Annotated in this window: 4 protein-coding genes; 1 reads left to right on the top strand and 3 read right to left on the bottom strand. The window is 68.9% G+C overall.

The window, feature by feature from the left end; genetic code table 11:
• Positions 1-648 precede the first annotated feature (648 nt).
• The gene (locus MCM47_RS38330) at positions 649-3,126 is read left to right on the top strand and encodes a DEAD/DEAH box helicase (RefSeq protein ID WP_238951582.1); all 2,478 of its coding nucleotides are present in this window, start codon (positions 649-651) and stop codon (positions 3,124-3,126) included.
• Between the two features lie 208 nt (positions 3,127-3,334).
• Here MCM47_RS38330 and MCM47_RS38325 read toward each other — a convergent pair whose 3' ends face one another.
• The 3 genes from MCM47_RS38325 to MCM47_RS38315 form a co-directional block, all read right to left on the bottom strand.
• Entirely contained in the window at positions 3,335-3,517 is a 183-nt protein-coding gene (locus tag MCM47_RS38325; RefSeq protein WP_238951583.1) for a hypothetical protein, read from the bottom strand.
• Positions 3,518-3,771: 254 nt separating this feature from the next.
• Positions 3,772-4,341, bottom strand: a complete 570-nt coding sequence (locus MCM47_RS38320) for an SMI1/KNR4 family protein (protein ID WP_238951584.1) — start codon at positions 4,339-4,341, stop codon at positions 3,772-3,774.
• Between the two features lie 34 nt (positions 4,342-4,375).
• Positions 4,376-12,802, bottom strand: a complete 8,427-nt coding sequence (locus MCM47_RS38315; protein ID WP_238951586.1) for a LamG-like jellyroll fold domain-containing protein — start codon at positions 12,800-12,802, stop codon at positions 4,376-4,378.
• Between the last annotated feature and the right edge of the window lie 20 nt (positions 12,803-12,822).

Here is a 12,822-nt window from a genome sequence, read left to right as displayed (position 1 = left end):
GGGTGGTTGGGTGGGGTTGGATGGTGGGTAAACTCCGCGCTTCGCTGCGGAGTTGGGTGGGTGTCAGGGTGGGGGCTTTCGGTCCTTGGTGGGTGGGGGTGGGGCGCTTCGCGCCTGGGTGGGTGGGGAGGTGATGGGTGGTCATGGGGTGGGGTCACTCGTTGGGATGGTGGAGGGGGCGGGCTTCGCCCGTTCTCGTGCATCAAAGACAGCAGCCCGCTAGACTCTGGATTGCTAGACAGGCTCCGGGTGCCCCTGTAATCGGCAGGATCGCCCGGGTTCAGTGCTCTGAAAAGGGCCCGCAGAAATCGGCTCTAGAGAACGCGGAGGGAAACGTGGTGAACGGCGGGGATGGCCTGGTCAACGCACCCGTTGGTGACGGGGCCTCTGCGGGAGACGTCGCGGGGCTGACGGCTGAACAGGAGGCGGAGCTGGACGTGCTGGAGGGCAGGATAGTGGCCCTGATGCTGTTGATCCGCTCCCAGGGGCGGGGCTCACGGCACTGGGACGCGGCGTGGACTGACCTGCGCCAGGCCAGGCTCCAGTGGGGTCACGTCCTGGGGTTCGCTGAATAGCTGGGATCGTTAAAAGGCTCGGTTCTAGTTCGTCTCTGCGTCTCACAATTTCCGGGGAAGGGAAATCGCCGTCATGATGAAAAAGCTGCGTCCGCACCAGGAAGAGGCTTGCGATTCGGCAGTACGACTTCTGACGCTGCCAGCGTCGGGTCTGGTGCCGCCGGAGGGGCTGCGGTGCCAGATCCGCGCGGCGACGGGCTCGGGCAAGTCGCTCACGGCCGTGCACGTCGCCTCGCGGCTCCACGCCGAGCGGACGCTGGTGATCGTGCCCTCGCTGCCGCTCCTGGAGCAGACGGTGGAGGTCTGGCAGCGGGAGGGGCGCGGGGGGCAGATGGTCGGGCTCTGCTCGCTGACGGGCAACGAGCAGCCGGTGGGCCTACGATGCACCACCGACCCGGCCGAGCTGATGAAGTGGACGGCCGGGCCCGGCAAGGTGACGGTGTTCGCCACGTACGCCAGCCTGGGCCTCGGGCACCTGGAGAAGGCCCACCAGGAGGGCTTGGAGCCGTTCTCGCTCGCGATCGTGGACGAGGCGCACCGGGTGAGTGGCCTGGCGGGGCGGCCGTGGGCGGCGATCCTGGACAACACCCGGATTCCGTGTGAACGGCGGTTGTTCATGACGGCCACCCCGCGGCTGTGGGCCATGAAGGAGACCGATCGGCTGCGGGCGGCGGCCGGGACCGGAACGGCCGGCATCGAGACGGCCGAGCTCATCGCGTCCATGGACGACGAGACGCTGTTCGGGCCCGTCGCCCACGACTACCCCCTCGGCACCGCGATCTCCGACGGCGTGATCGCCCCCTACCGGATCGTGTGCGTGGACGTGTCCGACCCGGTCCTCCAGGGCCTGGAGCAGCGCGGTGCGCACGAGATGTCGGTGGAGTACCGGGGCGCCCGCCTCGCGGCCCTCCAGACCGCCCTGCTGACCGCCTGCGCGGAGTGGGACCTGAGCCGGGTGCTGTCCTTCCACCACATGGTCGCCGAGGCGAGGGCGCTCAGCACCGGCCTGGGCGACGTCGCCCGGCTGCTGTGGGAGCAGGACCCTGCTTTGCACCCGGATCCGGCGCTGGTCGGCACGACGTGGCTGGAGGCCGAGCACACGTCGGCCGAGCGGCGGGCCGTGCTGGGCACGTTCGCCTCCCTGATCCGGGAGGACGGGTGGCGGCTGCTGCGCTATGTCCTGGCCTCGGTAAAAGTGCTGTCGGAGGGCGTGGACACCTTCGACTGCGACGCGGTGTTCTTCGCGGACGTGCGCGGGTCGATGGTGGATCTGGTCCAGGCCGTCGGGCGGGCGCTGCGCATGAAGCCGGGTAGCGGCAAGGTGGCCACCATCGTGGTGCCCGTTCTCCTCGGGGCTGGCGAGAACGGCGACCAGTTGCTGACCTCCCGGGCCTACGACGGGCTGAGCAAGCTCCTCATGGCCCTACGAGCCCACGACGCGGCCGCCGTCGAACGCCTGGCCCTGCCCCAGTCCGAGACCCGGCCCCCCCGCGAGCCTCGGCACGCCGGGGAGGTGGAGGAGTTCCGCTCCGCCGGCGGCGAGGCGCAGCTGCTGCAGTTCTCCACTCAGCGGGATCCAGCGGTAATCGCCGCGTTCATCCGTACCCGGGTGCTGGAGCCGGAGCGGGCCGAGTTCCGGCGGGGCCTGGAAGAGCTGCGCGCCTACCGGAAGGCATTCGGGGATGTGAAGGTCCCGTACGCCTACGTCGCGCCGTCCGGGCACCGGCTCGGGGTGTGGGTGGCCGACCAGCGCCGCTACAAGGCCGCCGACGTCCTCGACCCGGAGCGCATCAAGGAGCTCGACGAGCTGGGCATGGTCTGGTCGGCGTTCGACACCGCCTTCACCGACAACCTCACCGCGGTGGCCGGGTACGCGGCCGAACACGGACACGCCTGCCCGCCTAACGAAGCCGTCTGGGGCGGTCGGCCCGTCGGGACCATCATGAAGAACCTGCGCACTGCCCAGCGGCGCACCGAGGCGCTCCAGCGCCGCGCTGAGGCCGGGGAGACCGGCCTGGACTGGACCGGGGCGCTGAGCGCCGACCGCAAAGCCGCGCTGGACGAGATCGACCCCGCGTGGTGCCCCACCTGGTCGGTGGAGTGGCAGCGGTGCTTCACCCTCGCCTGGCGGCACGTCAAGGACGGCGGGACCCTGGCCGGCGCCGCGCCGGGCAGCGTCGTCGTCCAGGGCGAAGACCTCGCCGGGTGGGGGCGCGCGCAGCAGGTCGGCTGGGACAAGCTCGCCCCGGCGCAGCAGTGGGTGCTGGAGCACGTCCTCGGAATCGTGCCGCTTCCCGCCGAGCAGAAGCCGGCAGGGAAGGTGACGCACGCGGAGAAAGAGGCCCGGAACCTCGCCGCCGCCGCCCAGTACCGGGCCCGCGAGGGCCACCTGAACGTCCCCCGCAAACACAAAGAAACCCTCGCACTCGACGACGGCACCGTGGTGGAGATCAGCCTCGGCCTGTTCATCGCCAACAGCCGCAACCGCCGCGCCACCATCCCCACCACCCGCGCCGAACGCCTCACCCAACTCGGAATGAGATGGCAGTAGGCCGAGGGCCGGGCGCGGACCCGCCGGCGTTGCCGAGCCTGTCACCCTTCCGGGCCCCAACTCACCCGCCTTCCTCCTCCTGTCGGTGGCGCCGCGAAGCGGGGTCACCGGGCCACCGCGCAAAGGCACTGCGCGCCACGCCGCTGGAGGCCGATCCGGTGCGAGTAGGATCTGTCCGATCTGGTCCGCATGACGCTCGGCCCGCGGTTCACTGGCGCACTTCCGGAGGTCGGCCGTCGCCCAGCCCCAGCCACGGCGCGATGGGGACCTGCACCGACGCCTTCGGGCCGCCGGCCGAACCGGCACGGCGGAAGACGTGGCAGGACAGGCCGATCCGGTCGGAGATCTCCATGCCCATCGTGGCGGCGGCTTTCGCCAGCTTGGCTTGCACGCGGTCAGGTCCTTCTCGGCGCCGGGCAGCATGGCTGGCACGCCAGGGTGACGCACGAGGGCCTCCTGGCTGTTCGTTGACTCGACATCACCGAACTACGCAAGAGGCCCTTCTTCCATGCGCTGGCCGCGAACCGATCACCCGAACGATGCGCACGGCGTTCGAGTGGCAGCCATGTCTCCCGGTTTGGGATTCGTTTCTTGACAGGGGTTGGCTCGAAGCGAGTCGACAGCGCCTCTCGTGAGGCGCTGCCTTCACTCCCAGGGGTCGCTGCCCGACTCCCATCCCGCCGCCTCGTCCTTGTCGTGCAGGAAGCGCGGGTCCGCCATGTCCTGGAGAGAGGCATCGCTGATCGGCCATGGCTGCCACTCGTTGCGCAGAAGCTTGAGCAGGAACTCGGCCATACCGCACGAGTATACCGACCACTCAAGGTTCCCACGCGAGTACACCGCGACTGGCCAGCGGTCCGGGTCCGGATCCGCCGTGATCCAGCAGAGGGTGTCGGCCGCGGCTGTCTCCCCCCAGATGAGCAGGTCCTCCAGCCGGTGGCGGCCCTGCTCGGAGGGACGCCACCTGTTCACCGCCTCGTCCGCGAGCGCTGCTTCGGAGATCCTCGACACTGTATTCCCGTGCAGTTCGTCCGGAGTGACCGCGGGCATGCGGATTCCTACCACCTGCTCGATCGAGCCGCCGCCGAAGGCGGCCGCGAAAGCCTGGTAGTCACCGGGGAAGGGTTTCCCGTACAGCTTCTCTGCGGCACCCCAGTCGACAGAGTCCCCGCAGGTCGGCCCGATACATGACAGCAGCTCCCTGATAGCCGACATAGCTGCAAGCGTGTTGGACTGACCGTCATTCACTCTACGGCTCCCATCGTGTCGGGGCATCGTTGCCCATATTGTGCCATTGTCCGTCCTTGAGACTGTACATCTCGTTAGGTACGTCAACCTTAAACAGGCGGGAGGTACCGGCACCCGGCATGTACAGGGTTGCCTCCATGTGGAAATCGGTCGGAACCACCCTGCTTCCGTCATACTTCGGGGTTACCTGATAGTGAACTACTGCGCCCGGATAATGCGCGGGATCGTCCAGAATACGCTTTACCTGCGCCTCATACTTTGCCATGTTCCCCTTTGGGTTCTCCGGCCCTCTTGTGTCCATACGCGTTGAGTTCGCCGTGCGGGCACAGGTAGCGAGGTTCTCGTAGATCGCCCCCTCCCCGCCAAGCGAGCTGGCCAGCAGGTGGCAATTGTTTCGCCATTTCCACGCCGGACCGTTGCCGAGCTTGTACGCATATCCTGCCGCCCAAGCATAGGCGGGCGGGGTCACCGCCTTATTGCCGGACGATACGACATCGCCCCCAGGGGTGTTGTCGATGAAATCCTTAGTAAGGCACGCCTCCGCGCCGGTGGCACGAGAGCCATTCGCCTGGTCAACCGGCGAGTACTTGCGCCACCCGCCACCGAAGCCATTTCGACAGTCACCGGAGTCGTCATCTGGCGCGGGCGCTGGCCTTCCGCGGGGCTCTGGCTTCGGTTCGGTGAGCAGGTCGTCAGCTACGTCGATTAGGGCCTCGGTACCGGCGACGACCCCAGAGCCGACGAGGGTGACAGCGCCGACCACCACCGGGGTGCCCTCCACCACCACGGTGGTGACGACAGCGGTGCCGACGGTCACGACGGTGTCCGTGAAGAAGTCAATCGCACTGGGGCCAGCGTGCGGGCGGTCGTTGTCGTTGATCGGGCGGGTATCGGCCGGCGGCTTGGGCCTGGGCAAGGTTGGACCGGAAGGCCTGCTCGGGCCGGAAGGCCTGCCTGGGCCGGGGCGACGATTGTGCGGGCCCGTGTTGCGGGGGGCTCCGTCACCTGAGCCGCCTCCGCGGGGGATTCTCCTCAGGTCACTTGTGGATGTGATTGTCCTGTTCAGTTCAGTTGTTACCGAGGGAGCTGGCCGATAGCCGGAGCCGCCGCAGTCAGTCGTCCACCAGTACTTGTCGCAGTCAATCCGCGGCCCGTCGGAGAACCCGCCTCGGAAATCCTCCGAACCATACGGGAGCTTTATAGGCAGGTCGGGGATGCACACAAGCGGGATGCGCCACGGCACCCAGTGTCGAATGGTCTCGCAGGGGTTGTGCCCCGACGGGTCCGTCGAGTCGATCGGGTCGCCGTTGCCGTACGTGAACCGGTTCCCCTGGATAGACGGGGTGGTGCCCAGCTGCCAGGAGTCGCGCGAGGCGAAGGTGCCGCTGCCGGGTCGGTACCAGCGGGCGGCCATGTTGACGTCACCCGAGGCGGGGTCGGTCCAACCGCTTTGATATCCGAGCGAGTTGGTGGCACCGGCGCTGGCCGTGGGCTTGCCGAAGGGGTCGTAAGCGGTGGAGCCGGCGACGCCCTTGGCGGCGGGGTCAATGGTGGCGACCACGTCGGAGTGCTGGTCGCTGATCACTAGGCGGGGGTTGGGCGTTGCTCCGGTAGCAGCCGTGCCCAGGAGCCTGCCGCCGGGGGTGCGGGTGTAGCTGGCGGTGCCGTCCGTGACCACGTTATTGGAGCCGCCGTCGTAGGTGAAGGCGGTGTTCCCGCTCCGAACGACGCGGTCGGTCGAGTCGTACGTGTACGTGGACGGCCCTTCCTTGACCATCCGGTCGAAGCCGTCGAACTGGACGTCCTTGGGCTGTGAGCCCTGGGCAGTGCTACCGGTGAGGGTGCCACGGGCCGAGTAGCTGTACGTTGTGGTGCCGTCGTTCAGCAGCTCGTTGCGCTCGTCGAAGCTGGAGGTGACGCCGCCGGCGGAGATCCGGTTGCCGGCCGCGTCCCAGGTGTACGCGGTGGCGATGGTGCCGTTGTTCCAGTTGGTGAGGCGTCCCGCGAGGTCGTAGCCGTACTGGTTGCTGGCGGCCCCCACGGTGCCGGTGGTGGTCTTGCTGGTGATCCGGCTGTTGACGTCATAGCTGTAGCCGATCGAGGCGACCGTTGCCCCGGCCGGGTTCTTGACGGTGTCGTCGCGCAGTCGGCCGAGGTTGTCGTAGCCGTAGCTGCGGCTGCCGCCACCGGTGCCGTAGCGCTCGGTGGTGAGGCGACCGGCCGTGTCGTAGTCGAATCCGACGGTGGCGCCGGTCAACGGGTCGGTCGCACTGGTGATCTGACCGGCGGCGTTGTAGCCGAAGGCGGTGGTGCCGGCCGCGTCGGTGCGGGCGGTCATCCGGCTGTCGCCGTTGTAGGTGTAGCTGCCGGCGCCGCCGGGACCCGCGGCGGTGAGCAGTTGGCCGCGATCGTTGTAGGTGTAGGTGTCCGGGGTGGTGCCGGGAGTGCCGACGGATATCAGGCGGCCGGCGGCGTCGTAGCCGAGGGTGCGGTCCGGGGTCGCCACCTCGGCGCCCGTGGCGCTCTCCTGGATCAGGTTGCCCGCGCCATCGTAGCTGCGGCGGCGAACCACGCCACCCGGCTCGGTCAGCGTGACGGCTCGTCCGGCCGCGTCGTAGCTGGTGGTGAACAGGCCTTCGGCGGCGCTCGGGTGGGCGGTGGTCGGCGGTTCGACCGTCGACTCGGGGAGCCCGAGGGAGTTGTAGGTGTAGTACACCGCAACGTTCTTCCCGTTGGTCCAGCGCGTCTTGCGCCCGCCAGCGTCATAGCCGACCGATGTGGTGATCGTCTGCCCGGCGGCGACCGGTTCGACCTGTTGGACCGCCAGGCCAGCCGCATTGTAGCTGAACTGCCGCGAGTGAGCGGCGATGTCGGCGCTGCTCGCCACCTTGTCGGTGGCGCTGACGACGTTCCCCTCCGGGTCGTACGTAGCGTACTGGGTGGCCACGGAGGCCCCTGCGGTGTCCAGATCGGTCGTACTCACTGTCCGCCCGAGCCGGTCGTAGCCGGTGACGGTCGCGGTCCCGTCGGCCCTGGTCACCCGGCTGGTCCGGCCGAGGCCGTCGTAGGCCAAGCGGACGGTGACGCCGGTCGCGTCGGTGGCGCTGAGCACCTGGCCGACAGCGTTGTAGTTCACCTTGCTGACGGCACCGCCCGGCAGGGTGGAGCTGAGCTGGTTGCCCGCGTCGTCCCAGGTGAAGGTGCTGGTGTAGGCCGCCACCGCGGGGTAGCGCTCCAGCTGGGTGCTGGTGATGCGCCTTCCGAGGTCGTCGTAGGTGGACTGGCTGACCGCGCCTGTCGGGCCGGTGCTGGAGAGCAGTTCGCCGTCAAGGTCGTAGGACTTGGTGACGGTCGGTGCGGTGGCACCTCCGCTCGCCGGGAGGGTGGTCTGCACCACGTTGCCGAACTGGTCGTACCGCATGGTGCTGGTCAGCTTGAGACCGGTCGGGTCGACGACGGTCCTGACGGGCCGGCCGAGTGCGTCGTACTCGACCGTGGAGGTCGGCGTGACCTTGGCGCCGGACTGCGGGTCGGTGTAGGCGGCGCCGGCCACGGCGATCTGGTGGCCGTCCAGGTCGTAGGTGTTGGTGACGGTGTTGCCCAGCGGGTCGACCTGGGAGGTGACCTGGCCGTAGGTGTCGTAGCCAGTCCGGCTGATCGGCCGGACCTGCTGCGGCTTGCTTCCGCGGCTGGTCGGGTCGTACGACTCCGCGCTGAACAGCGGGCCGGTGGTGACGGTGGGCCGACCGGCCTCGTCGTACCCGACGCTGCTGGTGTACGCGGAGGGGTCGGCGCCGACCGCGTTGCCGTTCGGACTGGTGGTGCTGGTGCGCAGCCCGCGGCTGTTGTAGCCATACGCCACCACCGAGTCCGCGGGCTGGTTGCGGGCGGTCTGCTTGAGCACGTTCCCGGTGACGTCGTAGGCGTAGTCGATCTGGGTCGAGCTCGCGTCCCCGCCGCCGGTACTGACCACACTGGTCGGACGGTCGGCCACGTCGTAGGTGTACGTGGTGGTGAGGTTGAGGCCTCCGGGGTCGACGCTCGTCCGGGTGACCCGGCCAGCCGCGTCGTAGGCGGTGGCGGTGGTGGTCCTGCCGCTACCCGTGACCCGCTGGGTGAGGTGGCCCGCGTCGTCGTAGGTGTTCTGCTGGAGCACCACGTTGCGCAGGGTGCCGTCGGTGTTGTGGTAGCCGTCGAGGTCGACCTCGGCGACCGTGTTGTCGTCGTTGTAGTAGGTGTGGGTGGTGCGCCCCATGGCGTCGGTGGCGGTGGCGGGGCGGCCGGCGGGATCGTAGCCGCGCGAGTCGACGACCTGCCAGCGCGGTGCGGTCGGGGTGGCGCTGCTGCCGGTGTAGTTGGTGACGGCGGTCTGCTGCAGCTGCCCCATGGGCGAGTGGCTGTAGCTGTAGGTGGTGCCGGCCGCGTCGGTCTGGGTGGCGACGTTGCCGTAGCGGTCGTAGGTGTACGAGGTCAGGTGGCCGCCGGGGTCCTTGACCTGCTTCACCCGGCTGGTGTCGGGTTCGTACGTCCAGGTGGTGGTGCGCGGCTGGTCGCCGCCGGTGGTGTCGGCGACGGTCTGGCTCACCTGGTTGCCGTCGACGTCGTAGGCGGTGGTGACCTGCCGTGTGTGCTTGGCGCCGGTGACGGCGTCGGTGGTGTAAGGGTCGGTGCGGGTGACCTGGTTGTCCTGGCCGTCCCAGGTGTAGTTGGTCTCCAGCATCCGGGGCGCGGAAGCGCTGCCGCCCGGGCAGTCGTCGCAGCCGTACGCCTGGCTGATGGTGCGGCCGAGGTTGTCGTAGCGGTAAGTGACCTTGGGGCGCAGCGGGGAGGTGACGGAGGCGACGTCGCCGTTGGTCCGGTAGGTGTAGGTGGTCTGTTGGTCGGCGGGGATCTTGTTCGGGTCGGGGTAGGCGGCCGCGTCGAGCAGGCCGGTCTGGGCCCGGACCAGTCCGGCCGGTACGGTTCCGCCGTCCTGGGCTTGGGTGGTGGCATCGGTGCGCAGGGTGTAGCTGATGCGGCCCCGGGGGAAGTCGGGCGTGGCCGGGGTGGTGGTGGAGGTCAGCTGGCCGTTGGCGTCGTAGGCGTAGCGGGTGGTGTAGGTGGTGTCGCCGGGGCCTGAGGACCGGGCGTCGCTGGAGGTCAGGATCTTGTCGTTGGCCGGGTTGAAGGGGTTGCCGGTGTCCAGGTAGTACGTGGCGTAGCTGGTCTGGCAGCTTCCGGCGCCGCGGCAGGTGGTGCGGGAGACGGTGTTGCCGCGGGCGTCGTGTCCGGTGGTGATGGTGTGGCCGTTCGGGTCGCTGACGGCGTAGAGGTACCCGGCGGTGTCGTAGCTGTAGCGGGTGGTGTTGCCGTAGCCGTCGCTGCGGGAGAGCAGGCGTGAGGAGCGGGTGTCGTACTGGTAGGTCAGGTTGTAGCCGGTCGGGTCGGTGACGACGGCGGTGGTGACGGGCGTGGCGGTGCCGCCGTCGCCCATGGACTTGTAATGGGTGGTGACGGTGTCCGGGTCGAGGCGGGTGCTGTAGTACGAGACTTCGGCGATGTTGCCGTTGAAGTGGTCGGCGCCGCCTCCGGGCCAGCCCCATCCGGTGGTGGTGCCGGCTCCGATGTAGACGTACGGCGTGCCGTTGAAGGTGATCTTGCGTCCGCTGGTGTCAGAGGCGCTGGCACGGCCGTCGATGTAGATGGTTTGGCCGCTGTCATCGGCAGCGAGGACCACCTGGTGCCACTTGCCGTCGTTGACGGTCCGGTCGGAGGTCATGACTGCACCCGAGCCCATCCAGAATTCACCGTGGATGCGGCCGTCCGAACCGACGTACAGCGCCGGGTTCCAGCTATTCCCCAGGGGGCCGCCCACCGGGAAGTCCTGGTAGCTGTACAGCGGTCCGCCGCTGGTGGTCTTGAACCACAGCTCGACGCTGGCTGGGCCGTGAACGGGTGCGGCGTCGGACGGGAGCTGGATCTGCGAGGTGGTGCCGTTGAAGACGGCCGACCTCTGGTTGGGGTCGTTGGAGGGGCCGTTGCCATTCAGTAGGACGTCGGTCAGGTTGCCGGTGTTGACGTCGGGGCGAGCGTCGCCGAGTTGGCTGGCGGCGTACCAGGAGCCGGACGGGTCGTTGAGGCGCCAGTAGCCGAGGGCGCTGTCCTGGATCACTTTGGTGCGGTAGGCGCTCGCGGCGTCCAAGCCTCCAATCACGGCGGTGGAGGTGGCGCGGTTGTAGTGGCCGGAGACCGTGTCCTTGGTGAGCCGGTATCGGTAGGTCGAGAAGTCAGCGATGGCGCCGTTGAAGTAGCCGACCTGGTCCGACGGCGGGTTGGGCCAGCCGCCGGTCCACCCGGCGCCGAGGTAGGCATAAGCCGAGCCGTTGTAGGTGATGGGCAGCGCCGTGGTGCTGGTCGCGGTGGGAGCACCGTCCAGGTAGAGGGTCTGGCCGGAGCCGTCGCCGGTCAGGGCGACGTGGTGCCATGCCCCGTCCGTGACGGTGTTGGCCGAGACCAGGGCGTTGTCGGCCGAGCCGGTCCACAGTGCACCGTGGAGCTTCTTGTCGGAGCCGATGTAGAGCGCCGGGTTCCAGTGATCAGTCGAGCCATTGATCGGCTTACCGTCGATCGGGAACGACTGGTGGCTGTACAGCACGCCGGGGGTGGTGGTCTTGAACCAGAGCTCGACGGTGGCCGCACCCCAGTGCTTGGGCGCGGTGTTGGGAGGCAGTTGGACGTACGCGTTGGCGCCGTTGAAGCCGGTGGCCGTGGAAGTGCCGGAGGCCCAGGGGCCGGATTGGCAGCAGGTGGTGTTGTGGTAGCTAGCTCGGTTCTGCGCCAGCGCCGCGGAGGAGATCAGCTCGGTGGCCTGGTTACCGGTGGTGTCGTCCATGCGCCAGTAGCCGGTCGGGTGGGCGTCGACGACGGCCGCGTCGTACTGGACGGCGCCACTGGTGGTGGCCAGCTGGTAGAGGCTCGCGACGGCCGTGCTGTCCATGCCGTGCGGGAAGGCGGCCACGTTCGAGATCTGGCCCTCGAAGTGGCCGGAGTCGTCGCCGGGGGCAGCGGGCCAGCCGAGGGAGACGGCGCCGGCGCCGACGAAGACGTGTTCGACGCCGTTGGGGGTGATGGTGCCGTCCAGCGGTCCGGCGCTCTGCGCACCGTCCACGTAGAGGCGTTGGGAGGTGGGGCTGTCGGCGGAGAGCAGGGCGAAGTGCCACTTGTCGTCGTTCACGGTGGCGGCACTGGCCATGGTGTGGGAGGCATCGCCGGTCCACAGCTGCGCGTGGAGCTTCCCGTCGGTGCCGACGTACAGGGCCGGGTTCCAGTGCAGGCCCCACTGGGTGTGGGGCGCGTTGACGGGGAAGGACTGGTAGCTCAGCAGGACGCCGGCGCTACTGGTCTTGAACCACATCCCGAGCGCTCCCGGGCCGGACTGGGGCGCGTAGGAGGCCGGCAGCTCGGCCCAGGAGGTGCTGCCGTTGAAGGAGGCGGATCCGGTGGAACCTGCCATGGGCCCCGCGGACCCGAGGGCGACATCGGAGTAGGTGCCGTTGTTGGGGGTCGGCCGCGGTGTGTAGATCTGGTTGGCGGCCTGCACGCCAGCGCCGTCGGACAGCCGCCAGTAGCCGCTCGGCCGGGAGCCCATGATCTGGCCCCGGTACTCCTGGGAGGAGCCGGACACGGTCGGGTTGTTGAGCTTCCAGGTGCCACCGTTCTCGTCGGTGACCTGGGATGCGCGGTCCTTGACGGTGTCGTAGGAGATGGCGAGTCGGGTCTTGCCGGAGGGGAGCTTCAGCCCAGACAGCTCGGTCGAGGGCTGGCTGCCAGCCAGCCACAGGGCCTGGACGGCCGGGGCACCGAGGGTTCGGTTGTAGAACGCGACGTCGCTGATGCTGCCGGAGAAGTAGCTCGCCCGGCCGGTGAAGTCACTGAACGGGCTGTCCTGCCACCAGGCACTGGTGAAGCCGCCGCCGACAGCACCAGCACGCTGCCCCGGCGCGAGGACCGGGCCGGCCAGCGTGCCCTGGGCCTGACCGTCGAGGTACAGCGTCTGGGAGGCCCCGGACGCCGACAGCATCGCGAAGTGCCACTGGCCGTCGTTGACCGCCTTGGACGACTGCATGGGGATGGACGAGCCAGCCCAGAACTTGCCGTGAAGTCTTCCGGAGGTCCCGACGTAGAGCGCGGGGGTGTAGTCCCCCGCCGTCGTACCGCTGCCGGGGAAGGTCTCCGTCTGGTAGCTGAACAGCACACCCGAGCCCGTGGTCTTGAACCAGAGCCCGACCGCCGCGTAGGACGAGGTGGACAGCTCGGTCTGCGGCAGCGTCACATAGCCCGTGTTTCCGTCGAAGCTCGCCGCCGTCGCGGAGCCCGCCGGCCCGGGAGTACCCAGGGTCACACCGTCGACGGAGTAGGTCGCATTGTCGTTGCCCTGGTTCTCGACCACCTCGCTGGCCGCGATGCGGC

Source organism: Kitasatospora sp. A2-31 (assembly GCF_022288725.1).
In the GTDB taxonomy this organism is placed as follows: domain Bacteria; phylum Actinomycetota; class Actinomycetes; order Streptomycetales; family Streptomycetaceae; genus Kitasatospora.
Note: the sequence above shows the minus strand (reverse complement) of the source record. Positions and strands in the feature narration are given on the sequence as shown.

Bases quoted from the DNA above. Each gene is read 5' to 3' on its own strand.
- MCM47_RS38330 (WP_238951582.1), top strand. From the start codon at position 649: ATGATGAAAAAGCTGCGTCCGCACCAGGAAGAGGCTTGCGATTCGGCA.
- MCM47_RS38320 (WP_238951584.1), bottom strand. From the start codon at position 4,341: ATGTCGGCTATCAGGGAGCTGCTGTCATGTATCGGGCCGACCTGCGGG.